Below are 24,141 nucleotides of genomic sequence, written 5' to 3' on the forward strand. Positions count from 1 at the left end.
CGCTTTGCGCTAGATGTGTGACATAGTGATCCGAACGAATTTCGACTTCCCGGGGGATACCCAATGAGCATCAATATCGGTCCGGCTTCCAGCGACGACCTGCGTCCCAAGATCATGGTCATCGGCGTGGGCGGTGCAGGCGGCAACGCCATCGCCAACATGATGGAGGCCGGCATCGAAGGCGTGGACTTCATCGTCAGCAACACCGATGCGCAGGCGCTCAGCACTTCGCCTGCCGCCAAGCGCATCCAGCTGGGTCCTGATATCACCGGTGGCCTCGGCGCTGGCGCCCGTCCCGAAGTGGGCAAGGCTGCAGCCGAAGAGACGGTCGACGAAATCGAGGACGCGCTCGACGGCTGCAACATGGTCTTCATCGCAGCCGGCATGGGCGGGGGGACCGGCACCGGCGCTGCCCCGGTCATCGCCGAAGCCGCGCGCAAGAAGGGCGTCCTGACCGTCGGCGTCGTGACCAAGCCGTTCCTGTTCGAAGGGACGCGCCGCATGCGCGCTGCCGAAGCGGGCATCGAGGAACTGCAGAAGCACGTCGATACGCTGATTGTCATTCCCAACCAGAACCTGTTCCTGGTCGCCAAGGCGGAAACTACCTTCAAGGAGGCCTTCATGCTCGCCGACGAGGTGCTGCAGCAGGGCGTCCGCTCGATCACTGACCTCATGGTCATGCCTGGCCTCATCAACCTCGACTTCGCCGACGTGCGTTCGGTGATGAGCGAGATGGGCAAGGCGATGATGGGCACGGGCGAGGGCGAGGGCGACAACCGCGCGCTCGACGCCGCCGAACGCGCCATCGCCAACCCGCTGCTCGACGGCGTGTCGATGGCCGGTGCCAAGGGCGTCATCATCTCGATCATCGGCGGCGAGGACATGAAGCTCCTCGAAGTCGACGAAGCCGCCAACCACATCCGCGAGCTGGTGGACGAGGACGCGAACATCATTTGGGGTTCGGCCTTCAATCCCGACCTCGAAGGCAAGATCCGCGTTTCGGTCGTCGCCACGGGTATCGACGGAAGCGGTTCGGTAATGAATTCGGCGCCGCGCAGCTTTTCGATGAGCGAGAGCCGCGCGCCCAAGCGGCCCGTGCTCGACCTGCCCAGCGACGATATGGTCGAGGAAGAGCCGTTCGAACTCAATGAAGGCCTTTCCGCCGAGCCCGAGGTCGAGGAAGACGGCGCATACGGCCTCGCAACCGAAGCAGGAGCGGCTGACGATTCCGTCCTCTCGGACGATCTCGGTTATTCGGAAGAGGATGACGAGGATTTCGACGACGTCGACGAAATCGTCGACCCCCTCGCCGGGCTGCGCAACGAGGAAACCGACGAGTACGACGGTGGTCACGGCGCCGTTCCGCCTCCGGCAGATGCCGGCAACTACGGTGCGGGCGACGGTTGGAACGAAGACGAGGGCGACGGATCGATGCTCGACCTGTCGGAGACCATGGAAGAAGGCGGGCAGGATGAACTCCAGCTCGGTTCGGACCAGTATGCCGACGGCGAAAGCCCGCTCGCCAGCAAGCCGATGCGCAAGCGCCCCATCCTGGGTGGCGGCGGCGACTATGGTTCGGGCGGCGGCGACGAAGGCGCTTCCGGTGGCAGCACGCTGTTCGAGCGCATGGCCAACCTTTCGCGCGGGGCCAACAAGCCCGCCGATGACGAAGATGACGACGAGGATGACGATGAAGGCGGCAGCGGTTCGCTTAACATTCCCCGTTTCCTCGGGCGCCAGAACAACCAGTAACTCGTAACCCGGTGGCCCGCGTCAGCGCAGGTTAAAGCGCGCGCGGGCAGGGACAGGATCATGCGACGAAATATCCGATTTGCGGGCGCCGCAGCGTTCCTTGCCATCGGCCTGGGGCACGGGCCGGCTTTTGCCCAGCGTGAGATTGTCCAGCCGCTCCCGCCGGAAGGTTCGGCCAAGCTCAACGACGCGCTGACGCGGCTTGCCCGCAATTCGCAGGACGTGTCGGCACTGGTCGACGCCGGCGAGGCGGCCATGACATTGGGCGATATCGACGCGGCGATCGGCTTCTTCGGCCGCGCCAAGGAGCTCTCGCCGTCGGACAGCCGCGTGATGCTGGGCCTCGCATCGGCCTATTCGCGCTCGCGCCGTCCCGTGGAAGCGCTTCGGCTCTTTGCCGAGGCGGAGAAGGCGGGCGTGGCGCCGGAGCGCATGGCCGAAGATCGTGCGCTGGCCTTCGACCTTGTCGGAGACAGCCGGAGCGCGCAGGCACTGTACCGCCTTTCGCTGTCGAAAAGGCCGGATGCGGAGACGAGCCGTCGCCTGGCGTTGAGCTATGCTATTTCCGGCGACCGCAAGCAGTTCGAGGCGACGCTTCTCCCGCTCCTCAACGAACAGGACCTTGCATCCTTCCGTACCCGGGCTTTCGGACTTGCGATCCTCGGTGACACGAAGGAGGCGGTGAAGATCGCCAATGCCATGTTGCCGCCTGCCATGGCGCGCAAGATGGAGCCCTATCTCGAATTCATGCCGCGCCTGACCGAAGCGCAGCAGGCCGCCGCAGGCACGCTTGGCATCTTCCCGCGCGCCTCGACGATCGGCACCGACGATGCGAAGATCGCTGCATATGCGGGCGCGCCCGCCGAACTGCCCCCGGTGGCGGCTCCTTCGTCCCCCGCACCGACCCCGAGCGCTCCGGCGGTTCGCGTGGCGCAGGCGGATCCCGCGCCGAAGCCGGCCGCATCCGATCCGCGCAACCGCGAACAACGTCGCCGCCCTGACCGCACCGGCAGCACGCAGTGGCGCGATCCCTTCGCTCCCGCTGTCCAGCAGTCGGCTGCCAAGCCGACGCAGCCGTCCGCGCAGCCGGTAAAGCAAGCACCGCCGCCGCCTCCTCCGCCGCCACCTCCGGCTGTGTCCACCGCGCCCGTGCCGTCAGTCGGCGTCGAACTGCCCCCGCGCGAACTCCCGCCGCGCGAGCAGCCGCCGGTCGTGATCGCGCAACAGGGACCGCCGATCGATTTGCTGACCAAGGAGGAGCGCGAAGCCGCATCGCAGACCCCTGCGTATTCTCCTCCGCCGCCGCCGCCGAGCGCGCCGCCGGTTACGATCATTGCCCAGCCGGTGCCTGCGCCGGTCCAGCAGTCCGCTCCGGAACCCGAGCCCGAGCCGACCATCGAGGAAGCCTTCGCGGCATTCACGCTCGAACCGGCCCCGCAGGTCGTGCGTGCCCCGGGAGCGGTCGACATCACTCGGATCGAGATCAAGCGCGAGAAGCCCGCACCGCCGCCGCCTCCGCCACCTCCCCCTCCGCCGCCCATACCTTCGCGCAACTGGGTGCAGGTGGCGACGGGCAAGGACCTCAAGGCACTCGCCTTCGACTGGCGTCGGATCGCCAAGAAGGCCGAGGGAAAACTCGATGGGAAGGGGCCCTTCACAACCAAGTGGGTGGAGGCCAACCGGCTGCTCGCAGGGCCGTTCCGCAATGCCACCGAAGCCCGCAACTTCATGAACGATCTCAAGAAGATGGGCATCGACAGCTTTACCTTCACCAGTGCCGAGGGCGAGAAGGTCGACCCTCTGAAATAGGGTTCGTGCGATTGGTTTGTGCACAGGCTTTGCACAGCCGAAATCGGTTCTCCCCAGCGCCGCGCGCATCACGGATTGCCAAATCACCCCCCCGTTCTGCATCCCCATTCGCATGACGCGCACGGAAAAGGGTCGATGAGAGCAGTCGGCGAAAACTACGAAGCCGAAGAGGACGCGGCGCCTCTCGAAATGCTCGTGGCGCTGTTCGAAGCGCGCGGCTGGCCGTGCGAAAGTGCCCATGGCGAGATGAGCGGGGAAATCCAGGGAAGCTGGACCACCTACCAGGTCAAGGGCATCTGGCGTCCGGACGACATGGTGCTGCAGATCCTCTGCCTGCCCGAGATCCGCGTCCCCGATGCCAAGCGCAAGCAGGCGCAGGAGCTGGTGGCCCGCGTCAACGAGCAGATGTGGCTCGGCCATTTCGACATCTGGTCGAACGGCGGCGTCGTGCTCTATCGCAACGGCACGATGCTGGGCGACGACGGTCTCCTCAGCCTCAGCCAAGCGCAGGCACTGGTGGAGATCGCAGTCGACGAATGCGACCGCTTCTACCCTGCCTTCCAGTTCGTCCTGTGGGGCGACAAGACGCCGGTCGAGGCACTCGATGCCGCCATGGTCGACGCGGCAGGCGAAGCCTGATCTTGCTGAACTTTTCCGGTTAGCTCCGGTTAACTCGTTTCGGTCCGGTTTCGCTTGAAAATCGGGCCATTCCACCCGATATTCCATCCCTGAGGAGCGGAGGCTCGTACCCTCTCCGCAACGAGGAGTTTGGAATAATGGCCAATTGGAACGACACCGACCAGAGGCAGGGCTTCGGCACCGTGCCGCGCGCTGGCGACGCCGTTGCCAGGCAGGACACTTTCGACGCGGGCCTGCGCAAGCACATGCTGTCGATCTACAACTACATGGCTTCAGGCGTGCTGCTGACCGGCATCGTCGCGCTGCTGACCGCGCGTAGCGGCCTTGCGATGACCTTCATGGGCGGCGGCCCGCTGACCTGGATCATCATGCTTTCGCCGCTCGCGTTCGTCTTCGCGATGAGCTTCGGCATCAACAAGTTCAGCAAAGCGACGCTCAACATCATGTTCTGGGCCTTCGCCACGGTGATGGGTCTGTCGCTTTCGACGATCTTCCTTGTCTACACGGGTGAAAGCATTGCTGCGACGTTCTTCGCAACGGCGGGCGCCTTCGCTGGCCTCAGTCTGTTCGGCTACACCACCAAGAAGGACCTGTCGGGCTTCGGCACCTTCCTCACCATGGGCGTGATCGGACTGTTCATCGCAATGCTGATCAACCTGTGGCTGCAGTCGAGCACTCTGGCGCTGGCCGTCAGCTTCATCGGCGTGCTGATCTTCGCGGGCCTCACCGCCTGGGATACGCAGCGCCTGAAGCAGGAATACCAGTATCTGCGCGGTACCGAGTTCGCGGGCAAGGCCATCATCATGGGTGCGCTCAGCCTGTACCTCGACTTCATCAATATGTTCCTGTTCCTCCTGCGCTTCATGGGCAGCCGCGACTGATCGCGCTCCATTCGTCGCAGGCGTGAATCGCCTCATCGTGCCCGGGGTGTTATCCGCACCCCGGGCATTTTCTTTGTCGATTAGGCGGTCTACCCCCTGTTGCTTCATCCCCCGTCAATGGACGGCGGGTCAGGATGGACAAGGGTCAAATATCAGGAGGGTCCGCGCGCCATGAGCCGCGTTTCAACGCAATCCGTCCGCCTTGCGGCTACTGCCGCCGGGCTTGCTGCCATCGCCGCGTGTACGCCGCCTGCTCCGCCGCCACCTCCCCCTCCGCCGCCGCCGCCGCCTGCGGTCGTCATTCCGCCGAAGCCGCTGCCGCCGGGCGGCGCAACTGCAAGCATGACCATCCCGCTCATGGGAGCCAACGGCATTCGCCAGACGGTCAATGCCAATCTCACGCCCTCGCAGACGACATGGAACCTGCGTTCAGCCCTGAACGTGGCGGCGCTTAACTGCCTCAAGCCGCAGTATGCGGGCATCCTGCCAGCCTACAAGGGCTTCCTCGAAACGCACGCGCGCAAGCTCTCCGCCACCAATCGGGCACTGCAGAGCGAATTCCGCCAGAAGTACGGACCGACCTACCGTGACGTGCAGGATGCCTACATGACGCAGGTCTACAACTACTTCGCCCTGCCGCCTGCGCTTGACGATTTCTGCGCCGCGTCGCTGGCCGTGGCGACGGAACTGCCGAAGACCTCGAAGGAGGATATCGACCTCTACGCGTCGACCGCGCTGCCGCGGATCGAGGGTGTGTTCGAGAACTTCTTCCGCGCCTACGAGCAGTATCGCGTGAACTTGACCGCATGGAACGCGCAGTACGGTCCGCCGACGGTGACCACGACGGTGCAGGGTTATACCAACCCGCTCGATCCCAACACGCCGGTCGCGCCGGGCACATCGCCCGTGGGCACAATGCCCGCAACGCAGCCGGTCGTCGTCGCGGGCCAGAGCCAGGCGCCCGTCGACCTGCCGCCAGCGGCGGCCGCCAGCGGGAGCCTGCCGACCAGCGGCCCGATCTTCCGCTCGGGCGAGATTGTCCAGAAGACCGACGACGCGTCCAAGCCCAAGTAAGGGAAGGGCAGGACGGGGGAATTACCCCCTTTGCAGGCGCTTGACCCGTTGCTAACGGTCGCGCCTGCTTTTGCCCTGCCATACGGCGGCAATCAGACCTGGAACGGGGCCGTAGCTCAGATGGGAGAGCGCGTCGTTCGCAATGACGAGGTCAGGGGTTCGATCCCCCTCGGCTCCACCAGGATCCCGGCTCCAGCCTATTTTGCCAGACGCGCCTCGATCGCCTTTGCGAGCTTGCGCACGCGCGCCGCGTTGTAGCCGAGGTCGGATACGCCGACACGGCTGACCGAACGCAGGTCGATCCGGCCCTCGGTGACGCGGGCGACGACGTCGTCCTTGAAACCGAAGGCAAAGGTTTCCGCCGTACCTTCGACCGTCCCGGCCGCATCGTCGCGGCGAACGTCGGCGAGGCCGATGTCCTCCATCGCCCCGGCGACCGCGGCCATGGCCTCGGCATCGCTGCCTTCGTAGGGCACGGGAACGAGATCGGCGTAGCTTTCGGCGATGATGTCGGCGTGGCTTTTCGCCGCGATAGGCTGCCCCTTCACCCGGTCGGCCCACAGGGCGGTCTGGCCGATAGGCGTGGTGTAGTCGTCGACCGGGTTGGCACCAAACTTCTCGCGCATGGCCATGGTTTCGGGCGAGAACTGCGGCGGGTTGGCCGTGTCGGTGGCCACGTCGTGGATCGGCGGCACGCTATCGCCCTGCGCGCGGACCGACATCAGGCCTGCGAACAGGGTGACGGGGATCGCAAGCGCTGCGGCTGCCTTCCACCATTCGCTACGCGGACCTTTCACGAAGGCCATGACAAGCGCGATGATTGCGACCAACCCGACGATACCCATTAGGATCGGGCCGATGGCCACGACCATCGTGAGGAAGCCGATCTTCCAGTCGATCAGGCCGAACTTCGGACCGAACACCGCGACGAGGAACCAGAGGACCAGCGCAACCGCCAGCCAGAGTGAAATCCTGGGCAGCTTTGCAATCATCCCCGTTCCCCTTCCCGTTATGTCATCCGCGTCCACGATAGGACGCCACGCCCTGATCGGGAAGCCATAGTCCTTCCGGCGGCGCACCGCTCTGCCAGAAAACGTCGATCGGAATCCCGCCGCGCGGGTACCAATAGCCGCCGATACGCAACCAGCGGGGTGCCATTTCATCGAACAGGCGCTTGCCGATGCCGACCGTCACATCCTCGTGGAAGCCGCAATGGTTGCGGAACGATCCGAGGAAGAGCTTGAGGCTCTTCGATTCGACGATGGTTTCGCCGGGCGCATAGTCGATGACGAGATGCGCAAAATCGGGCTGTCCGGTGACCGGGCACAGCGAGGTGAACTCGGGCGCGGCGAAGCGGACCATGTAGAGTTCGCCCTTGCGCGGGTTGGGCACGTAGTCGAGCTCGGCCTCCTCGGGTGAGGTCGGCAGCGGGCTGTTGGCGCCAAGGAACCTGGGGCTGGGTGTGTCGCTCATGCCGCGCATCTGCCGCGATTGTCGCTTCCACGCAAGGCAAGGCTTGGAAGCGGGCGCTTCAGTACCTATTCAGCCCGCCGCAGCGCATATGCGCGCCTCCCACCAGATTGCTGCCGATGAAAACGCGTTTCCGCCTTCCCCTGACCGCCCTTGCCGTGACCCTTTCGGCGCCCGTTATGGCGCAGCAGGCCGAGGATTTCTCGCTTCCGCCCGCGCCCGCGCCGAGTGCGACGCAGCGTGCGCAAGGACCGGTGGACACGGAGAGCGGAGCGTTGCCGGTTCGCCCACGGGTGATCAGCACCGCGGCTCCGGCGCCCACGCCGACTCCCACCCCTGCTGCCGCGACACCGCAGGAGGGCAGGGTTGAACGTCCCGTTCCGACCACGGCGGCACCACTCCAGACTGCACCGCAGCAATCCCGCCAGGCTCCGGCGAACCCGCAACCTACGCCGATCGAACGCCAGCCGGTGGTCCCGCAGGAATTTCCCGCCGCGCCCTCGGCCGGTCCGACCCAGCCGTCGACCGCACCGTCGCCTAGAATCGATACCGGCATAGCCCCGGCTCCCGTCACGCAGGATGCGAGTGAAGCATTGCCGTTCGACTGGCGGCTTCTGGCTGGAGTCGGTGGCGCGCTGGTCCTGCTGCTTGGCGGCTTCCTCTTCTGGCGCCGCCGCAAGGCCGCCGAGGTCCCGCCCGAGATCGAACGTCCGGTGGTCGCATCCGCCGCGCCGCGTGCCGCGGTCCCGGCGGCCCAGGCGCTGACCATTCGGTGCGAGGCCGAAAAGCTGACCCGCAGTGCGGTCTATGCGACGCTCAAGTACCGCCTCACGCTGGTCAATCGCACCGATGCGGCGATGACCGATGTCGCGATCGGCATCGACCTTGTCTCAGCCCATGCGGCCGCGCCGATGGAAGAGCAGGTTGCGACGCTGGCCACTCCGCTCGAGACGCGTCACACCCTGCCGCGCATCGCACCGCGGCAGAACGTCAGCGTCGAGGGTCAGGTCCAGCTGCCGCTGGCGAGCGCGCAGGTGATCTTCCAGGGCCAGCACCCGCTGCTCGTCCCGCTGATGCGCGTGCGTATCGACGGCGCAGGCGAAGGCGTGCTGCTCAAGACCTTCGTGGTCGGCCAGGGCGAACCCGATGGCGGACGTGTCCAGCCCTTCCGCCTCGACGAGGCGCCGCGCAGCTATTCGCCCATCGCGCAGCGCGAACTCGCCTGAGTCGACTTGGCCAGCGCCGCCCGCTAACCGAAGGGGCGATGGACAGACTCGTTTCCACCGAATGGCTTGCCGGCGAACTGGGTGCCGACGATCTCGTCGTGCTCGACGCGACGCAGCACCTGGGCGGGTCCGATCGCGATGCTGCGGCGGAATATCTCGCAGGCCATATTCCCGGTGCGCGTTTCCTCGATCTCGCCAGCTGGACGGACCCTGCTTCCGCCACGCCCAAGGCCGTGCCCGACAGCGCGCAATTCGCCGAACGACTGGGGCGCATGGGCATCCGGCCGGACACGCGCGTGGTCCTCTATGACGACAGCGCCATCCGCAGTTCGGCCCGCGCGTGGTTCATCTTCGACCTCCACCACTTCGACAACGTCGCCGTACTCGATGGCGGACTGGGCAAGTGGAAGGCGGAAGGAAGCCCGCTCGCCTCCGGTGAGGAAAGCTGGTCTGCGACCGAGTTTCCGGCGGGCCCGCAGCCGCGCCGCGAAGTGCTCGACAAGGCCGCCGTCCTGGGGATTGCGGTATCGCAGTCGTGCCAGATTGTCGACGCCCGCGATGCGGAGCGGTTCGAGGGCACGAGCGAGGATCACGTCCACGGCCTCGCCGGTGGCCACATTCCCGGTGCGCGCAACGTCCATTTCCGCGACTTGCTCAATGACGACGGGACCTACCGCACTCCGCAGGAGATCGACCGCCTGTTCCGCGATGCCGGTATCGCCGATGACAAGCCGCTCGTCGCCAGTTGCGGCAGCGGGATGACCGCCTGCGTGCTGCTGTTCGCCCGCGAACTGGCGGGCAGGGGCGGGGCGCTCTACGACGGGAGCTGGATGGAATGGGGCGCAGACCCCGAAACGCCGAAGGAAAAGGGGGCCGCGCGCTGATTATGGCGGGCAAGGACGACAAGCTTTCTCCAGCCACCAGGCTGGTCACCGGCGGCAGGTCGGGCGATTTCGCCGACCATGTCGTCAACCCACCCGTCTGGCGTGCGAGCACTCATCTCTATGCCGACTGCGCTGCGCTGCGCGAGGGAGTTAAGACGAATGAGGATGGCCGTTTCTTCTACGGCCGCCGTGGCGCCCCGACGCAGTGGGCCCTGTGCGAGGCGCTGACCGAGCTCGAGCCCGGCGCCTACGGTACCGTCCTTTATCCCAGTGGCGTCGCGGCCATCGTCGGTTCGCTGATGGCGGTGCTCAAGGCGGGCGACGTCCTGCTGGTGACCGACAATGCCTACGACCCGACGCGCAGCGCGGCGATGGGCATCCTGAAGCGTTTCGGGGTCGAACACCGCTTCTTCGACCCGCTCGACCATGCGGCCTACGAAGCGGCATTCTGCGAGCGTACCAAGGCGATCATGCTGGAAGTGCCGGGCAGCCTGACCTTCGAGGTATGCGACATTCCAGCGCTGGCAAGAATTGCCCGCGACAAGGGTGCGACGAGCATTCTCGACAATACCTGGGCAACCGCGCTGGGCTTTGCCGGGCTGTCGCACGGCTGCGATATCGTCGTCACCGCGCTGACCAAGCATGTCGGCGGGCATTCGGACCTGATGATGGGTGCCGCGAGCGCAGGCGAACGCTGGTATCGCCGCATGCGCCAGACGAGCCAGCAATTGGGCCATGTCGTCTCGCCCGACGATGCTGCACTGGCTCTGCGCGGTCTCAGGACCATGGGTATCCGGCTGGAGCGCGAGAGCGCGACGGCATTGGCACTGGCGCAGTGGCTGGAGGCTCGCGAGGATGTGGCCCATGTCCTGTGTCCCATGCTGCCCGGCGCGCCCGGCCACGAGACCTGGCGTCGCGACTTCACCGGCGGCTGCGGCCTTTTCAGTTTCGTCCTCAAGGGCCGCGACGATGCCGCACGCTGTCGCCTCGTCGATGCGCTGCAACTCTTCGGTATCGGCTACAGCTGGGGCGGGTTCGAAAGTCTCGCGCTCCCCTTCCATGTCGAACCCATCCGCAGCCGCATGGCCTGGCCGAAACCGGGCTGGGGGGTTGAGGACCGCTACGCGATCCGTCTATCGATCGGTCTCGAAGACCCGCAGGACCTTATCGCCGACCTCGAACGCGGCTTTGCGGCGATGAACGAAGGATAGACGTGCAAGCCGAAGCGACCCCGACTCCTACCGCAACTCCTGTCGAGCAGGCCTGGAGCCTTGCCGAAACCGCGCCCGAACAGGGGCCGGTCGCGGCAGCCGAGGGGATCAAGGAGGCGGTCAGTTCCAAGAGCGAGACGGTGGGGTCGATCGTCGACACGCTCGACGGCCTCGCCCTGAGCCTCGGCGACTTCCGCATATCGCTGTTCGACGTCCTCGTGGTCGGCTCGATCATCGTCGGGGTCATTGCCTTCGCCTGGTTCGCCAGTAAGCTTGCGCGGCGGCTGGTCAGGCGGGTCACAAGGCTCGACGGGACGCAGCAACTGCTGGCCGAGAAGATCGTCTCGATCGTCGTCTGGGCGGCAGCCTTCTTCCTCGGCATCGACCTGCTCGGGATCGACCTGACCGCGCTGGCCGTGTTCTCGGGCGCTTTCGGCCTCGCCATAGGTTTCGGCCTCCAGAAGACCTTCGGCAACCTCATTGCCGGGATCATCCTGCTGATGGACCGCTCGATCAAGCCGGGCGATGTCATCGCCATCGCCGACCAGGCTGGCAACGAGACCTTCGGCCAGATCCGCAAGATCGGCATTCGCGCAGTCTCGGTCACCACGCGCGACCAGCGCGAGTACCTGATCCCGAACGAAAACCTGATGATCAACCAGGTCGAGAACTGGTCCTATTCGTCGAAGAACGTGCGCATCCAGGTGCCGGTCGGGATCAGTTACGAGGCGGATATCGACCTTGCCGAGAAGCTGATGCTTCAGGCAGCCAAGGACTGCGACCGCGTTCTCAGTGCGCCACCGCCGACCGTGTGGATGAGCGACTACGGTGACAATTCGGTCAATTTCATCATCCACTGCTGGATCCAGGACCCCGAGGAAGGGGTCGGCAATGTCCGTTCCGCCGTGCTCAAGAAGCTGTGGTGGCTGTTCAAGGAAAACGGCGTCGAAATCCCGTTTCCGCAGCGCGACCTGCATATCCGCTCGAGCGACCAGCTCGATCGATTGCTCGAAATCATGGACCGCAAGGACGCCGCCAAGTCCAAGTAACCGCGTCCGGCATATTAGGATTTGCCGAACAAGTAACGCTTCCAGTCCAAGCAGCGGGATTTTGAAATTTCGGCTTTCACGCCGGACATCTGCAATTTCAAAATCAAAGCTTCGCGGTCTCGCACGCATTCTGATTGGCGTGAAATGGCTGCCATCCGCATCTTTGCGGACATGGCACAGACCGGAACAATTCATCTCGTCGGCGCAGGCCCGGGCGATCCCGAGCTCCTGACGATCCGCGCCGCGCGGCTGATCGAGCGCGCAGGCATTATCGTGCATGACGGGCTGGTCGATCCGGCCATCCTTGCGCTGGCCCGCCCCGACGCCGAACTGATCTCGGTTGCCAAGCAGCGGTCGAAGCACACGATGCAGCAGGAGGACATCAATGCCCTGCTCGTCAGCATTGCGCGCTCGGGCGAAGACGTGGTCCGGTTGAAGGGCGGCGATCCCTTCGTTTTCGGGCGCGGCGGCGAGGAAGCGGAAGCTGCCCGCGCGGCCGGCGTCCCGGTCGAGGTCGTCCCCGGCATCAGCGCTGCCAATGGCGCGGCAGCGGCCGCCCAGATCGCGCTGACCCACCGCGATGCCTCGAGCATCGTCAGCTTCGTCGCCGGCCAGTGCAAGGGCCTCAAGGACCAGGATTGGGCCGGCCTTGCCGGCAAGGGCCGGACGCTGGTGATCTACATGGGCGTCAAGACCGCACCGCAGATCGCCGAGAAGCTGATGGAGGACGGGCTTGCGCCCGACATGCCGGTGGCGGTGATCGAGAACGGCACGCGGCCCGAAATGCGCGTCCTGCGCGGCCTGCTCGCCGGTCTTCCCGAACTGGTGGAGAATGAAAAGGTCGTCAGCCCGGCGTTGATCGTGATCGGCGAAGTGACCGCGCGCGACGACATGACCCTCGCAATGACAGCACAGGAGGTGGCCCGATGAGGCTTCTGACCGGAAACGACCTCAAGACCGGCGCGGTGGTCTGGTGGACCGGCGTCGACTGGTCGATCCACGTCGAGGACGCGGTGAATGTCGCCGCGAACGAGGACGAGATCGCCCGGCGCGAGGAAGCGACGCGCCGCGTCAATGCACCCTATGCGATCGATGCCGAGATGCGCAACGGCCACCCGCGCCCGCTTCATATCAAGGACCGCGTCCGGGCATTGGGCCCGACAGTGCGGCCCGACCTGACCCTCAAGCCCGCCGAACCCGATATCGGCAACTGGGTGATCTGATGTACAAGTACGACCAATACGACCAGGCGATGGTCGATGCGCGCGTGGAGGAATTCCGCGACCAGGTGCGTCGCCGCCTCGATGGCAAGATAACCGAGGACCAGTTCAAGCCGCTGCGGCTCATGAACGGGCTTTACCTCCAGCTCCACGCCTACATGCTGCGCGTCGCCATTCCCTATGGCACCCTCGACAGCCGCCAGATGCATGCCCTGGCGGACATCGCGGACAAGTACGACCGCGGATATGGCCACTTCACCACGCGCCAGAACATTCAGTACAACTGGATCAAGCTGGAGGACGCTGGCGACATCCTCGCCGATCTCGCCAAGGTCGAGATGCACGCCATCCAGACCAGCGGCAACTGCATCCGCAACATCTCTTCGGACCATTTCGCCGGAGCCGCCGCCGACGAGGTCGTCGATCCGCGCCCCTATGCCGAACTTCTGCGCCAGTGGTCGAGCTTCCATCCGGAATTCAGCTACCTGCCGCGCAAGTTCAAGATCGCGGTCATCGCCAGCGAGCGCGACCGTGCAGCCATGCGGCTGCACGATATCGGCATCAACATCGTCAGGAATGACGCGGAGGAACTGGGTGCGGCCTTCTATGTCGGGGGTGGCATGGGCCGCACGCCGATGGTGGCGCCGTGCATCAACCCCTTCGTTCCGCTCGACCAGCTCGTGACCTATGCCGAGGCGTGCCTCAGGGTCTACAACCGCTACGGCAGGCGCGACAACAAGTACAAGGCGCGCATCAAGATCCTCGTCCACGAACTGGGCGCGGAGGAATATACCCGCCAGGTCGAGGAAGAATTCGCGCACCTGCTGACGCAGGGTGTCGAGCCGCCTCTGGCTGAACTCGAACGCATCAGGGGCTATTTCGAGGACCCGTTGTTTGCCGATGCGAGCGGCGACGCGATCGACCGTTCTGACCCCGATTTCGCCCTCTGGGTGGATCGCAACACCGTGCCGCACAAGGCCGCCGGATACGTCTCCGCCGTAATCAGCCTGAAGCCGGTGGGCGGCATTCCGGGCGATGCGAGCGCCCAGCAGATGCACCTGATGGCCGACCTCGCCCGCGACTACAGCTTCGACGAAATGCGCGTCATGCATACGCAGAACATCGTCCTCCCGCACGTCCGCAAGGCCGATCTCCACGCGCTGTGGACCGCGCTCGACGAAGCGGGGCTGGGCAGTCCAAACCTCGACACGGTCGAAGACATTATCGCCTGCCCGGGTCTCGATTATTGCAGTCTCGCCAACGCCCGCTCGATCCCCGTGGCGCAGAAAATATCGGAGCGCTTTGCCGCGAACGGCAAGACCCGGACCCTGGGCGAACTCAAGCTGAAGATTTCCGGCTGCATCAATGCCTGCGGGCACCATCACGCGGGCCACATCGGCATCCTCGGCGTCGACCGCAAGGGGGTGGAGAACTACCAGCTCCTCCTCGGCGGCAGCGAGGCGGAAGATACCAGTCTCGCCAAGATCACCGGACCCGGTTTCGACGAGAACGGCATCGTCGATGCGGTCGAAACCGTCACCACCGTCTACGAACGCGAGCGTCATGATGGCGAGCGCTTCCTCGACACCTATCGCCGGATCGGAATGGATCCCTTCAAGGAGGCGCTCTATGGCTGAGCCGCTGCGTTATCGCGACGACGAGCCCGTCGACCACCCGGCGGTTACCGTCGATTCCTTCCTCGAGCAGACCAATGCCAATGCGGTGCGGATCGAACCGGGCGACGATGCCCGCGATCTTCTCCCGCATCTCGACAGGCTGGCACTGGTCGAGGTCAATTTCCCCGCCTTCGGAGACGGACGCGGCTATTCTTCGGCCCGGATCCTGCGCGAGGCCGGCTTCACGGGCGAACTGCGCGCCGTGGGTGACGTGCTGGTCGACCAGATCGCCTATATGCGCCGCTGCGGCTTCGATGCCTTCGAGCCCGACAAGCAGCTGGACATGGGCGATGTCGAGGCTGCCTTCGCGCGCTGGCCGGAAGTCTATCAGCCGACGGTCGACGGCCGGACGCCGATCTGGGCGAAACGCCACGCATGAACGAAATCCGCGCCATCGACCGGATCGACACGGGACCGCGCTTCAGCGAGCACGACGCCGTGCGCCTGAACCGCATGTTTCGTGGCACGGAAACGGAAGACTGGCTGCGTGCGGTTATCGAAGGGTCGCTCGTCGGAGACATGGCGATCGTTTCGAGTTTCGGCGCGGAAAGCGCCGTGCTGTTGCATCTCCTCTCCGAGATCGATCCGAACATCCCGGTGCTCTTCCTCGAGACCGGCAAGCACTTCCCAGAAACGCTCGCCTATCGTGACGAACTGGCCGAGCGGCTGGGGCTGAACATCGTCAACCTCTACCCCGAGATCGCCGACCTGCAGGCGCGCGACGAAAGCGGGCTGCGCTGGTCCTACGATCCCGACGGCTGCTGCGAATTGCGCAAGGTGAAGCCGCTCGAAAAGGCGCTGGCGCGCTTCGATGCTAGCTTTACGGGTCGCAAGGCCTTCCAGTCATCTACCCGCGCGAACCTGCCCCGCTTCGAGATCGATACTTCCGACGCGCAGGGAAGGCTCAAGATCAATCCGTTGATCGACTGGTCGGCCGACGATATTGCCGCCTATTTCTCGGCCCATGACCTGCCGCGCCACCCGCTGGTCGAACAGGGCTTCCCCTCGATCGGCTGCTCGCCCTGCACGCGTCCCGTGGCCGAGGGCGAAGACCCGCGTGCCGGACGCTGGGCCGGCTGGGACAAGGTCGAATGCGGCATTCACAAGCCGGGCGAGGAACCGTTCCTCTAGGTTAGCTAGGAGGACGCGATGTGCGCCCTCCCGCCATGCAAGCCCTATTCGGGCAAGCGTTCCACGGTGACCGATTTGCCGGTCTTCGGATTGCTGGACACCCAGACCCCGTTCTCGTCGATCTTCTCCGGATAGCACTCCTCGACAGCGCCTTCTTCGCTCTTGGTCGCGCAGTATTCGCCCGGCTTCTGCACCCAGGTACCTGTCTCGACGACCTTTCCGTCGGCATCGGTGGTCGAATAGGTACCATCGGCCTTCACGTCGTCGGTGAGGACTGTCCCGTCCTCCTGCGTGATCTTGAACTTGCCGTAACCCGGGCCGCCATCTGCAGCCATCGCCTCCGCAGGCGTCGCTTCAGCTGCCGGTTCGGCGGTTGCCGCCTCGTCGGGCGCTTCGGCCGGCTGCGAGCAGGCGGAAATGGCCGCAAGTGCAGCTACGAGTACAATTTTCTTCATGGTTTATCCCCTCGATCGTGAACGAACGGGCGGCTGTTACCGCCATTGCGACTCGCGATCCCGGCGGGGACAATACGCCCGTTCGCCAGATCACCAAATCGGGGGACTCAGAGCAGGCCTTGCGAACGGTACCACTGGGCCGTGCGGGCCAGTCCCTCTTCACCCTCTATGTGCGGTTCCCAAACCGCTGCGGGGACCTTTTTCGAGGATCGCGCGACCCAGTTGGGGTGCGCCATGTAGCCCACGCGGTCGGGCGTCAGCCGGGCCTTGTCTCCGCGCAACAGGCGGTCGATCCGTGCTCCGGCCATCATCAACCCCTTGGGCAGGTGCGGCGCGAACACATTGCGGCCGACGGCCCTGCCGATCGCGTCGGCCAGTTCCTTGTGCGACCAGCCTCCCTCGCGCCCGTCGTCGGGCTCGAACATGTGGCGGCGGACAAGGGCAGGGGTGGCATCGACGAGGTCGAGCAGCAGGCGCGCCAGATCCTCGACATGGATGATCGAACTCGCTCCGCGCGGCGGCAGGGGAACGATGCCCAGTTTCGCGGTGCGGAACATCTCGAGATAGTCGACGTCTCGCGGGCCGTAGACGCCCGGAGGGCGGACGATCGTCCAGTCGAGACCGCTCGCCTCCACCAGTTCCTCGGCCCTGGCCTTTGATGCGCCATAGGCCGACAGGCCGGGCTCGCGTGCTGAAAGCGAGGAAACGAAAACGAACCGGCGGGTCTTCGTGGCCTTCGCAGCCTCGATCATGCGCGCGGTCCCGGCAACATTGGCTTCCTCGAACTCGGCGGGATCGGGGGTATTGGTGAGGCCGGCAACGTGAATCACCGCATCGGCGCCTTCGCACAATCCGGCGAGCGCATCGGCGTCGCCGAGGCCGCCTTCGACCCATGCGACATTCTCGCGAGCGGGTTGGGCACGGCGGGTCAGCGCACGGAGCGCGGCTTCACGCTGCCCGGCAGCATCGAGTACGGCCTGCCCGACGAAGCCGGTCGCGCCGGTCATCGCGATGGTCACGTATGCACCATGTGGTCGCGATGGACGACCGCGGCGCGGGGGGCGTAACCGAGCTTCTGAGCCTGCTGGTCCTGCTTGAGGCCGAGGATGCTGCGGCACTCGGCAGAGGTATATTCGACCAGGCCCTGGCCCAGCCTTTCGCCCTTGGGACCATGGATCGCGACGAGATCCCCGCGTGCGAACTCGCCCTCGATTTCAGTCATGCCGGCGGCGAGCAGGCTTGCGCCCTTTTCGAGCGCAGCGACACAGCCTGCGTCGACGGTCACGACACCGGAAGGGGCAAGGCGGCCGCCCAACCATGCCTTGCGTGCGCTGGCATCGGCCTGCGGCACGAACAGCGTGCCGACGGGCGTGTCTAGCGCCCGCGAAACCGGTGAGGGGTAGGTGCCGTTGACTATGGCGAGAGCGATCCCGGCGCGCTCGGCAATGCGCGCGGCCTGCAGCTTGGCCAGCATCCCGCCCGATCCGAGGCCGGACGAGGATTCCTCGCTGGCCATCGCGATGACTTCGGGTGTGACGCCCTCGACCCGCTCGATCAGTTCGGCTCCGGGCTGGCGTGGATCGCGATCGTAGAGGCCATCGACGTCGCTAAGCAGCATGACCGCATCGGCGCCTGCCGCCTGCGCAACGCGGGCGGCAAGACGGTCGTTGTCGCCGAAACGGATCTCCTCGGTCGCGACGCTGTCGTTTTCGTTGACCACGGGTATCGCACCCGCCTCGATCAGTCGCGCCAGCGTGGCCGAGGCGTTGAGATAGCGGCGGCGGTCCTCGAGGTCGCCGATGGTCACCAGCATCTGCGCGGCGGTGATGTCATGATGTCCCAGCGCATCGGACCACAGGCGCGCCAGTTCGACCTGTCCGACCGATGCTGCCGCCTGCGCGTCGGCAAGGCTCCCGCGCCCGCCCTTGGGCAGCTTCAGCTTCGCCGCGCCGAGCGCAATCGCGCCCGAGGATACGACAATCACTTCGGATGTCTTGCGCAATTCCGCGATTTCCGCAGCCAGCGTCGCCAGCCATTCCGTGCGCGGCTTTCCCTGTTCGACAAGCAGTGCCGAGCCGACCTTGACGACAAGGCGGCGCGCGTGGCGCAGGTCGGGCAGGGCGGCAATGGCTTTCACGCTGCCAGCCCTAACCAAAGCAGTGGCTTGGCGAAAGTCGCCTTCGCTTGGGGAACGCCAAGCGCCGGTATCGGCTCAGATCGGCGACCAGTCGGGCGCCTCGCCCTCGTCCTCGACCTCGGCTTCCTGCGTTTCGGTCGCGGTGCGGTCGGGGAGGTAGCCGAGCACGGCATCGAGAAGGTCCTCGATCCCCTCACCGGTGGCGCCGGAAACGCGGAACACCTTGGTCGCGCCTGCCGCGATCAGTTCCTCGGCGAAGCCTTCGCCCAGTTCCTTGTCGGCGAGGTCCATCTTGTTGAGCGCGACGAGCCGCGGCTTGTCGTCGAGGCCTGCGCCGTAGGCCTCGAGCTCGCCTTCGACGATCTGCATAGCCTCGACCGGATCGACGCCCGAAATGTCGATGAGGTGGATCAGCACGCGGCAGCGTTCGATATGGCCGAGGAACCGGTCACCGATGCCTGCGCCCTCGGCAGCGCCTTCGATCAGGCCGGGAATGTCGGCGAGGACGAACTCGCGTCCCTTGTGCGTCACCACGCCCAGCTTGGGCACGAGGGTGGTAAAGGCGTAAGCGCCGACCTTGGCCTTGGCGTTCGAAACCTGGTTTATGAAGGTCGACTTGCCCGCATTGGGCAGGCCCAGCAGGCCCACGTCGGCAAGCAGCTTCAGTCGCAGCCAGACCCACATCTCCTCGCCCGGCATGCCCGGCTGGTGCTGGCGCGGTGCGCGGTTGGTGCTGGTCTTGTAGCTGGCATTGCCGCGACCGCCCATGCCCCCTTCGAGGAAGACGATGCGCTGGCCTACCTCGGTGAAGTCCGCCAGCACCTCTTCCTTGTCTTCGGACAGGATTTGCGTGCCGACCGGGACCGGGATCACCAGGTCGGGGGCGCCTGCGCCATAGCGGTCCTTGCCCATGCCATGGCCGCCGCGCTGCGCCTTGAAATGCTGTGAATAGCGAAAGTCGATGAGCGTGTTGAGGCCCTGGACAGCTTCGAACACGATATCGCCGCCCTTGCCGCCGTTGCCGCCGTCGGGTCCGCCGTATTCGACATACTTTTCGCGCCGGAAACTGACGGCGCCCGGGCCGCCTGCGCCCGATTTGAGATAGATCTTGGCCTGGTCGAGAAAATGCATCGCGCGCCCCTAGTCGTTTTTGCCCGCAAAGGCGAGCGCGAGAAAAAATCCGCCTCGCATGGATTAAATGCGCAGCGCCTTCCGTTCTCTTCCCAAGCCGGTCGCCAAGGGGCCTGGCGCAAGGAGGAACACATGAAATCCAATGCAATCTGTATCGTTCTCGCACTCGTCTCGGCAGGTGCCGCAAGTGCTGCCGTCCCTATGCTGCTTGAAGAGCGTGTTGCGCGCGAGGAGGAAAAGCTGATCCTCGACCATCCCATCGCGGGGATCGAGAACAGCCTGTGGTTCGATTATCGCGTCGACGTGATCGAAGCGCAGAAGGAGCTGTCGAGCGACCTGCGCCGCGCGAGCGACATCGAGGACAAGCGCGACGCGTGGGAAGAATACGCCGTCGAACTCAAGAATGAACGTGAAGACTACATTCACGACATGGCGAAGCGCGGCTTCCGCCAGGGCAGTGTCACCATCATCGACTGACGATCCCGACCTCGATGCCGCCCAGCGTCCCTCATCGGGCGGCCGACACTGCCAGAAGGGCCGGAGAACTCCCCTCCGGCCCTTCCTTTTTTGCTGCGCTTCGAGTGCGACGTTAGCGCCAGCCTGAACTGCGCGCGGAGGCTTCCTGTTCTGCGTCGAGAGCGGGTCCTGTCGCCATTTCCTGCACCTGCTCGAAGATCGGATTAGTGCTGGCCTGGCGGTAGTCCGTGGAGCTGCCGGGGGAATATTCGACCTCGGCGCGATCCTGCCATCCATCGGTCGTCCGGCATGCGATCGCTGAGCGGCCCGGGACGCTGTAGGCGCGGCAGAACTCGTCCTCCCGATTGCGGAAGGAAAGAAGGATGCGTGTCTCGGCATCGCTCGGCTGTTCCGAAACCAGCTGGTCGTCGAGCGCGGCCAGGAGCTGCGGATCGAGCTCGTCCGACCCACCGCGCGGCAGGAACAGGGCCAAGGCCAGCGATGCGGCAAGCGCGGGCCCCGCATAGATCGCCCAGCGCGGCAGGCGGCGCCTGGCCTCCACCCGTTCGCGTGCAGCCGCGAAATCGACGACCTCCGCCTCTTTCGGCCTGAGCATTGCGGCGAGATGATCGGGCACCGGCTGCTCGGCAATAGGCGCGAAATGCGCCGCTAGCTGCGCCTTCAGCGCACGATGCGCCTCGACCTGTGCGGCGAGGTCCGGATCGGCTGCCACCGCAGCCGCCACCACTGCCTGCCGCTCGGGCGAAAGCTCGCCATCGGCGAAGGCGGCAATCTCTTCGCGGGAAATAGTCATTGGGCCTCTCCCAGCAATTCGAGCAGGGCATCGCGTCCGCGCACCAGGCGCGAGTTGAGCGTGCCCACCGGGCAGCCGACGATTTCCGCCGCTTCCTTGTAGGCATAGCCTTCGACCATGACGAGCAGCACGGCCTCGCGCTGGTCATCGGGCAGCTTCTGCATCGCCCGATCGACCATCGAAAGCTCCACGGCATGCTCCTGCGCACCGTCACCTCCAACCGAGAGGCCTGCGTCCTCGTGCACGAAGGTCTCGCGGCGGCGGGTCGTCGCCCGGCCTTCGTCGATCCAGATATTGCGCATCACGCGGTACATCCAACTGTCGAGCCGCGTGCCTTCCTGCCACTTGGACCGGTTGGCGAGCGCGCGCTCGAGGCTCATCTGGCAAAGATCGTCACCGTCGGCAGGATTGCCGCACAGCCCGACCGCGAAACGTCGCAGCCGGGGCAAGAGTGCCAGCAGGTCCTGCTCGAACGATGTGCTCAGCGTCTTTGCCTTCCGAGGGATTAAACGGATGACCCCGCCCGTTTCATCCATGCTTAATCGCAGTTAGGTGAAAGGTCGAAGCGATGAACCGCATTATCCTCATCCCCGCGCTGGCCGCGAGCCTCGCCGCGCCGCTGGCCGCACAGGTCGCGCTGCCCGGAGTGTCGCTGCCGCGCGTGGGGGATGTGCTGCGTCCCGTTACCGATACGCTCGAGGACACGACGCGCGTTGCAACCGACCTCGCACGCGACCGCCTGCGGATGATCGACCGGCTGGTGCGCGCCAATCGCGACATTATCGAACGCGACGCGGCGGGCGAACCCGCACGCAAGGGCGAATTGCTGGTGATGGATGCCGCAGCGGATCGACTGGTCGAGGCGGAGAAGCTTGGTTTTATCGTGATCGAGCGCGACGACATCGACGATCTTGGGATCAGTGTAACGCGTATGCGGACGCCGCGGGGCATGTCGCTCGCCAAGGCGCAGGCCTTGCTCTCCGCAACATTGCCCGATGCGATCATAAGCGCGGACAATCTTCACTTCCAGTCGGGTCGCGGCTCGGGCGTGGCGACGCAATTTGCGGCAGCCGCCGGCGGCACCGCCTCCTCTGCCGAAGTCGGGATGATCGACGGGGCTAGCGGGGCATCTGTCCCGGTGATCGCGACCAGGGGTTTTGCATCCGGTGCGCCTTATCCGAGCCACCATGGCAGCGCGATCGCATCGCTGCTGCGCTCGGCAGGCGTCGCAAGGGTTCGCGTGGCCGATGTCTACGGGACCGACAAGGCGGGCGGCAATGCACTGGCTATCGCGCGCGGCCTCGGCTGGCTGGTCGGGCAGGGCAGCGATGTCGTCACCATCAGCCTGGTCGGACCGCGCAATCCGGTGCTCGAACGCGCCATTGCCGCCGCTCGGCGCAAGGGCGTGGTGGTAGTCGCTGCGGTGGGCAATGACGGCCCTGCAGCGCCTCCGGCCTACCCGGCGAGCTACGACGGCGTGGTTGCGGTCACGGCGGTCGACGGCAAGCGCCGCGCGCTGATCGAGGCGGGCAAGGCGCTGCATCTGGACTATGCCGCCCCGGGCGCGGATATCTCCGGGCTCAATGCAAAGGGCAAGCGCATCACCTTGCGCGGAACGTCCTTTGCAACCCCTCTCGTGGCAGCGCGGATCGCCCGTGCGGGTACAGGCAACTGGCGAGATGCCCTGGACAAGGAGGCGATCGACCTCGGCCGCAAGGGGGTGGACGACACCTATGGGCGCGGCCTCGTCTGCGCCCCCTGCAAGGGTCGCTAGAAAAATTTCGCCGGTCATGGATTAAGCGTTAGGCGGCATCCGTTTTCCTTTCGAAGCGAGCGACAAACCCCCTTCCGGCGCTCGCGGACAAGAAAGGATAAACACATGAAAAAGCTTCTTCTTGCCGCTTCGGCTCTCACTCTCTTCGCCGCCCCGCAGGCGCACGCCCAGCTGCTTTCGGGCTCGGGCCTTGGCTCGATCACCGGCAGCGCAGCCGGCGCCATCGGCCCCATGGCGCGCATGCCGACTGACACGCTGCGTTCGACCACGCGCGGTGCCGTGCGCGGCGATGCGAAGACCCGCGGCAGCCAGAAGGTCGACCGCAAGTCGGGTTCGATTGCAGTCGACCGCAGCATCGACACCGGTCTTGAGGCCACCACCAGTCAGCTTCTCGATACGCCTGCAGGTTCGGCCGGCGGCTCGGCCTCGGGGAGCGGCAGCGCCTCGGGTTCGGGCAGCGCGGATGCGCAGTTGATCGGCACCGACGCGGTGCGCGGCGCGGCGCAGGATGTCGTCGGTCGCGGCCGTGACACGGCCAGCAATGTGCGCAACCTTGCCACTCCCGCCGTTGGCGCGGCGCGTGACCGTGCGACTGGCGCAGTCGGCCAGGCAGGTTCGCTGACCGGCGCGGCCCAGGGCGCAGGCTCCGCCGCAGGTTCGGCCTCGGGCATGCTCGGCAATGATTTCCTGGCTGTTGCCGGTAGCGGTGCCGCCGAGGGCGAGGGTGCCTTCGCGGTCGCTCCGGGCATGCCGGTGATGCTGCCGAGCGGCGAGAAGCTGGGCGAAGTGCGCCAGATTGTCGCCGACAAGCGCGGCCAGGTGCAGGAGGTTCTCGTCGAGGCGCGCGATCGTACCATGACGCTTCCTGCCGCCAATCTTACCGGCTCGGCCAACGCGCTGGTGATGGGCGAGGGGACGCTGACCGCGGAGCAGCCCGCCGAAGAGCCGGCGGAGGAATCTGCCGAGTAAGCGCAATCGTCGCGAGGAAAGGGCGGTCGGACTTTGGCTCGGCCGCCCTTTTCTTGTGCGGGTGGCGGGCGTATCTGGCCGGAATGCAACTCGACGACCTGCTCCGCCGCTATTTCGCCACCGACGACCCGCACTCGATTGGACCTGCGGCGCTATCGGCAGGGATCGAACACTGCCTCGTCGACCTCGGACTGGAGAAGGACCCCGGCAAGCGCTTCGCCCTGTGGTCGTTGCTCTTCATGCTTGGGGCGGCACCCGATCTCGACGTCGCGTTCGAGAACGAGGAAGAACGCGAGGCCGCGCGGAACTTCATGGAACTGCTGGAAGCCGGCGAGAGCAACCTTCGCGAAGGAGGTTAGGGCGGCTGCGTCAATCGCAACCGC

26 protein-coding genes and 1 tRNA gene are annotated in these 24,141 nt (G+C 65.6%); 19 read left to right on the forward strand and 8 right to left on the reverse strand.

Annotated elements, in window-relative coordinates; all coding sequences use genetic code 11:
* Positions 1-63: 63 nt before the first annotated feature.
* The 6 genes from ftsZ (at position 64) to IRL76_RS02180 (ending at position 6,336) form a co-directional block, all read left to right on the forward strand.
* The gene (gene ftsZ, locus IRL76_RS02155) at positions 64-1,752 is read left to right on the forward strand and encodes a cell division protein FtsZ (protein ID WP_200982740.1); all 1,689 of its coding nucleotides are present in this window, start codon (positions 64-66) and stop codon (positions 1,750-1,752) included.
* A 60-nt stretch (positions 1,753-1,812) separates the two neighbouring features.
* A complete protein-coding gene (locus IRL76_RS02160) occupies positions 1,813-3,561 on the forward strand; it encodes an SPOR domain-containing protein (RefSeq protein WP_200982742.1) in 1,749 nt (582 codons plus the stop codon).
* 135 nt (positions 3,562-3,696) lie between these two features.
* On the forward strand, positions 3,697-4,200 hold the full coding sequence (locus tag IRL76_RS02165) for a type III secretion system chaperone family protein (RefSeq protein WP_200982744.1): 504 nt from the start codon (positions 3,697-3,699) through the stop codon (positions 4,198-4,200).
* A gap of 137 nt (positions 4,201-4,337) precedes the next feature.
* Positions 4,338-5,081, forward strand: coding sequence for a Bax inhibitor-1/YccA family protein (locus IRL76_RS02170; protein ID WP_200982746.1), 744 nt, complete (start codon positions 4,338-4,340; stop codon positions 5,079-5,081).
* 171 nt (positions 5,082-5,252) lie between these two features.
* The gene (locus tag IRL76_RS02175) at positions 5,253-6,155 is read left to right on the forward strand and encodes a hypothetical protein (protein ID WP_200982748.1); all 903 of its coding nucleotides are present in this window, start codon (positions 5,253-5,255) and stop codon (positions 6,153-6,155) included.
* 105 nt (positions 6,156-6,260) lie between these two features.
* Positions 6,261-6,336: transfer RNA gene (locus IRL76_RS02180), tRNA-Ala, on the forward strand.
* Positions 6,337-6,352: 16 nt separating this feature from the next.
* Here IRL76_RS02180 and IRL76_RS02185 read toward each other — a convergent pair.
* Both IRL76_RS02185 and queF read right to left on the reverse strand, forming a co-directional pair.
* Positions 6,353-7,147, reverse strand: coding sequence for a DUF1499 domain-containing protein (locus tag IRL76_RS02185; protein WP_200982750.1), 795 nt, complete (start codon positions 7,145-7,147; stop codon positions 6,353-6,355).
* A gap of 22 nt (positions 7,148-7,169) precedes the next feature.
* Positions 7,170-7,637 (reverse strand): preQ(1) synthase, encoded by a 468-nt coding sequence (queF, locus tag IRL76_RS02190; protein ID WP_425504505.1) that lies wholly within the window; start codon positions 7,635-7,637, stop codon positions 7,170-7,172.
* Between the two features lie 107 nt (positions 7,638-7,744).
* Between queF and IRL76_RS02195 the strand changes: the two genes are divergently transcribed.
* The 9 genes from IRL76_RS02195 to IRL76_RS02235 all read left to right on the forward strand — a co-directional run bounded on the left by IRL76_RS02195 (position 7,745) and on the right by IRL76_RS02235 (position 16,022).
* A complete protein-coding gene (locus tag IRL76_RS02195) occupies positions 7,745-8,851 on the forward strand; it encodes a hypothetical protein (RefSeq protein ID WP_200982753.1) in 1,107 nt (368 codons plus the stop codon).
* A 38-nt stretch (positions 8,852-8,889) separates the two neighbouring features.
* Positions 8,890-9,735 carry a sulfurtransferase gene (locus IRL76_RS02200; RefSeq protein ID WP_200982755.1) on the forward strand — a complete coding sequence of 282 codons (846 nt, stop codon included), beginning with the start codon at positions 8,890-8,892 and terminating at the stop codon, positions 9,733-9,735.
* A gap of 2 nt (positions 9,736-9,737) precedes the next feature.
* Positions 9,738-10,946, forward strand: coding sequence for a cystathionine beta-lyase (metC, locus tag IRL76_RS02205; RefSeq protein ID WP_425504517.1), 1,209 nt, complete (start codon positions 9,738-9,740; stop codon positions 10,944-10,946).
* A 2-nt stretch (positions 10,947-10,948) separates the two neighbouring features.
* Entirely contained in the window at positions 10,949-11,995 is a 1,047-nt protein-coding gene (locus IRL76_RS02210; RefSeq protein ID WP_200982758.1) for a mechanosensitive ion channel family protein, read from the forward strand.
* Positions 11,996-12,166: 171 nt separating this feature from the next.
* Complete coding sequence (gene cobA / locus IRL76_RS02215; RefSeq protein WP_200984137.1) at positions 12,167-12,925, forward strand: uroporphyrinogen-III C-methyltransferase; 759 nt, start codon at positions 12,167-12,169, stop codon at positions 12,923-12,925.
* Positions 12,922-13,218: a DUF2849 domain-containing protein gene (locus tag IRL76_RS02220; RefSeq protein WP_200982759.1), complete on the forward strand. Its 297-nt coding sequence runs from the start codon at positions 12,922-12,924 to the stop codon at positions 13,216-13,218. The genes cobA and IRL76_RS02220 overlap by 4 nt, the downstream gene beginning before the upstream one ends.
* Positions 13,218-14,852 carry a nitrite/sulfite reductase gene (locus IRL76_RS02225; protein ID WP_200982760.1) on the forward strand — a complete coding sequence of 545 codons (1,635 nt, stop codon included), beginning with the start codon at positions 13,218-13,220 and terminating at the stop codon, positions 14,850-14,852. The genes IRL76_RS02220 and IRL76_RS02225 overlap by 1 nt, the downstream gene beginning before the upstream one ends.
* Positions 14,845-15,270: a DUF934 domain-containing protein gene (locus IRL76_RS02230; protein ID WP_200982761.1), complete on the forward strand. Its 426-nt coding sequence runs from the start codon at positions 14,845-14,847 to the stop codon at positions 15,268-15,270. The genes IRL76_RS02225 and IRL76_RS02230 overlap by 8 nt, the downstream gene beginning before the upstream one ends.
* Positions 15,267-16,022 carry a phosphoadenylyl-sulfate reductase gene (locus IRL76_RS02235; RefSeq protein WP_200982762.1) on the forward strand — a complete coding sequence of 252 codons (756 nt, stop codon included), beginning with the start codon at positions 15,267-15,269 and terminating at the stop codon, positions 16,020-16,022. The genes IRL76_RS02230 and IRL76_RS02235 overlap by 4 nt, the downstream gene beginning before the upstream one ends.
* A 44-nt stretch (positions 16,023-16,066) precedes the next feature.
* Here IRL76_RS02235 and IRL76_RS02240 read toward each other — a convergent pair whose 3' ends face one another.
* The 4 genes from IRL76_RS02240 to obgE all read right to left on the reverse strand — a co-directional run bounded on the left by IRL76_RS02240 (position 16,067) and on the right by obgE (position 19,745).
* Positions 16,067-16,477, reverse strand: a complete 411-nt coding sequence (locus IRL76_RS02240) for a hypothetical protein (protein ID WP_200982764.1) — start codon at positions 16,475-16,477, stop codon at positions 16,067-16,069.
* A 107-nt stretch (positions 16,478-16,584) separates the two neighbouring features.
* Positions 16,585-17,496: an NAD-dependent epimerase/dehydratase family protein gene (locus tag IRL76_RS02245; RefSeq protein ID WP_246449925.1), complete on the reverse strand. Its 912-nt coding sequence runs from the start codon at positions 17,494-17,496 to the stop codon at positions 16,585-16,587.
* On the reverse strand, positions 17,493-18,614 hold the full coding sequence (gene proB, locus IRL76_RS02250) for a glutamate 5-kinase (protein ID WP_425504506.1): 1,122 nt from the start codon (positions 18,612-18,614) through the stop codon (positions 17,493-17,495). The genes IRL76_RS02245 and proB overlap by 4 nt, the downstream gene beginning before the upstream one ends.
* Before the next feature lie 75 nt (positions 18,615-18,689).
* Entirely contained in the window at positions 18,690-19,745 is a 1,056-nt protein-coding gene (obgE, locus tag IRL76_RS02255; protein WP_200982766.1) for a GTPase ObgE, read from the reverse strand.
* 132 nt (positions 19,746-19,877) lie between these two features.
* On the opposite strand from obgE, the gene IRL76_RS02260 reads away from it, so the two are divergent.
* A complete protein-coding gene (locus IRL76_RS02260; RefSeq protein WP_200982768.1) occupies positions 19,878-20,222 on the forward strand; it encodes a hypothetical protein in 345 nt (114 codons plus the stop codon).
* A 112-nt stretch (positions 20,223-20,334) separates the two neighbouring features.
* On the opposite strand, the gene IRL76_RS02265 is transcribed toward IRL76_RS02260, so the two are convergent.
* On the reverse strand, positions 20,335-21,015 hold the full coding sequence (locus IRL76_RS02265) for an anti-sigma factor family protein (RefSeq protein ID WP_200982770.1): 681 nt from the start codon (positions 21,013-21,015) through the stop codon (positions 20,335-20,337).
* The gene (locus tag IRL76_RS02270) at positions 21,012-21,551 is read right to left on the reverse strand and encodes an RNA polymerase sigma factor (RefSeq protein ID WP_200982772.1); all 540 of its coding nucleotides are present in this window, start codon (positions 21,549-21,551) and stop codon (positions 21,012-21,014) included. Before IRL76_RS02270 ends, IRL76_RS02265 begins: the two co-directional genes overlap by 4 nt.
* A gap of 32 nt (positions 21,552-21,583) precedes the next feature.
* On the opposite strand from IRL76_RS02270, the gene IRL76_RS02275 reads away from it, so the two are divergent.
* From IRL76_RS02275 to IRL76_RS02285, 3 genes are all read left to right on the forward strand, one after another.
* A complete protein-coding gene (locus IRL76_RS02275; protein WP_200982774.1) occupies positions 21,584-22,789 on the forward strand; it encodes a S8 family serine peptidase in 1,206 nt (401 codons plus the stop codon).
* Between the two features lie 105 nt (positions 22,790-22,894).
* Positions 22,895-23,758, forward strand: coding sequence for a hypothetical protein (locus IRL76_RS02280; RefSeq protein WP_200982775.1), 864 nt, complete (start codon positions 22,895-22,897; stop codon positions 23,756-23,758).
* 83 nt (positions 23,759-23,841) lie between these two features.
* Positions 23,842-24,117, forward strand: coding sequence for a hypothetical protein (locus IRL76_RS02285; protein WP_200982777.1), 276 nt, complete (start codon positions 23,842-23,844; stop codon positions 24,115-24,117).
* Positions 24,118-24,141: the final 24 nt, after the last annotated feature.

The organism is Qipengyuania soli (assembly GCF_015529805.1).
Lineage (GTDB): Bacteria > Pseudomonadota > Alphaproteobacteria > Sphingomonadales > Sphingomonadaceae > Qipengyuania > Qipengyuania soli.

What these genes read in the sequence shown, in the direction of transcription:
- ftsZ (WP_200982740.1), top strand. Translation starts at nt 64, where the DNA reads ATGAGCATCAATATCGGTCCGGCTTCCAGCGACGACCTGCGTCCCAAG.
- queF (WP_425504505.1), bottom strand. Translation starts at nt 7,637, where the DNA reads ATGCGCGGCATGAGCGACACACCCAGCCCCAGGTTCCTTGGCGCCAAC.
- IRL76_RS02235 (WP_200982762.1), top strand. Translation starts at nt 15,267, where the DNA reads ATGAACGAAATCCGCGCCATCGACCGGATCGACACGGGACCGCGCTTC.
- IRL76_RS02275 (WP_200982774.1), top strand. Translation starts at nt 21,584, where the DNA reads ATGAACCGCATTATCCTCATCCCCGCGCTGGCCGCGAGCCTCGCCGCG.
- IRL76_RS02220 (WP_200982759.1), top strand. Translation starts at nt 12,922, where the DNA reads ATGAGGCTTCTGACCGGAAACGACCTCAAGACCGGCGCGGTGGTCTGG.
- cobA (WP_200984137.1), top strand. Translation starts at nt 12,167, where the DNA reads ATGGCACAGACCGGAACAATTCATCTCGTCGGCGCAGGCCCGGGCGAT.
- IRL76_RS02160 (WP_200982742.1), top strand. Translation starts at nt 1,813, where the DNA reads ATGCGACGAAATATCCGATTTGCGGGCGCCGCAGCGTTCCTTGCCATC.
- metC (WP_425504517.1), top strand. Translation starts at nt 9,738, where the DNA reads ATGGCGGGCAAGGACGACAAGCTTTCTCCAGCCACCAGGCTGGTCACC.
- IRL76_RS02225 (WP_200982760.1), top strand. Translation starts at nt 13,218, where the DNA reads ATGTACAAGTACGACCAATACGACCAGGCGATGGTCGATGCGCGCGTG.
- IRL76_RS02175 (WP_200982748.1), top strand. Translation starts at nt 5,253, where the DNA reads ATGAGCCGCGTTTCAACGCAATCCGTCCGCCTTGCGGCTACTGCCGCC.
- IRL76_RS02260 (WP_200982768.1), top strand. Translation starts at nt 19,878, where the DNA reads ATGAAATCCAATGCAATCTGTATCGTTCTCGCACTCGTCTCGGCAGGT.
- IRL76_RS02285 (WP_200982777.1), top strand. Translation starts at nt 23,842, where the DNA reads ATGCAACTCGACGACCTGCTCCGCCGCTATTTCGCCACCGACGACCCG.
- IRL76_RS02270 (WP_200982772.1), bottom strand. Translation starts at nt 21,551, where the DNA reads ATGGATGAAACGGGCGGGGTCATCCGTTTAATCCCTCGGAAGGCAAAG.
- IRL76_RS02165 (WP_200982744.1), top strand. Translation starts at nt 3,697, where the DNA reads ATGAGAGCAGTCGGCGAAAACTACGAAGCCGAAGAGGACGCGGCGCCT.
- IRL76_RS02230 (WP_200982761.1), top strand. Translation starts at nt 14,845, where the DNA reads ATGGCTGAGCCGCTGCGTTATCGCGACGACGAGCCCGTCGACCACCCG.
- IRL76_RS02280 (WP_200982775.1), top strand. Translation starts at nt 22,895, where the DNA reads ATGAAAAAGCTTCTTCTTGCCGCTTCGGCTCTCACTCTCTTCGCCGCC.
- obgE (WP_200982766.1), bottom strand. Translation starts at nt 19,745, where the DNA reads ATGCATTTTCTCGACCAGGCCAAGATCTATCTCAAATCGGGCGCAGGC.
- IRL76_RS02195 (WP_200982753.1), top strand. Translation starts at nt 7,745, where the DNA reads ATGAAAACGCGTTTCCGCCTTCCCCTGACCGCCCTTGCCGTGACCCTT.
- IRL76_RS02185 (WP_200982750.1), bottom strand. Translation starts at nt 7,147, where the DNA reads ATGATTGCAAAGCTGCCCAGGATTTCACTCTGGCTGGCGGTTGCGCTG.
- IRL76_RS02265 (WP_200982770.1), bottom strand. Translation starts at nt 21,015, where the DNA reads ATGACTATTTCCCGCGAAGAGATTGCCGCCTTCGCCGATGGCGAGCTT.
- IRL76_RS02170 (WP_200982746.1), top strand. Translation starts at nt 4,338, where the DNA reads ATGGCCAATTGGAACGACACCGACCAGAGGCAGGGCTTCGGCACCGTG.
- IRL76_RS02200 (WP_200982755.1), top strand. Translation starts at nt 8,890, where the DNA reads ATGGACAGACTCGTTTCCACCGAATGGCTTGCCGGCGAACTGGGTGCC.
- IRL76_RS02240 (WP_200982764.1), bottom strand. Translation starts at nt 16,477, where the DNA reads ATGAAGAAAATTGTACTCGTAGCTGCACTTGCGGCCATTTCCGCCTGC.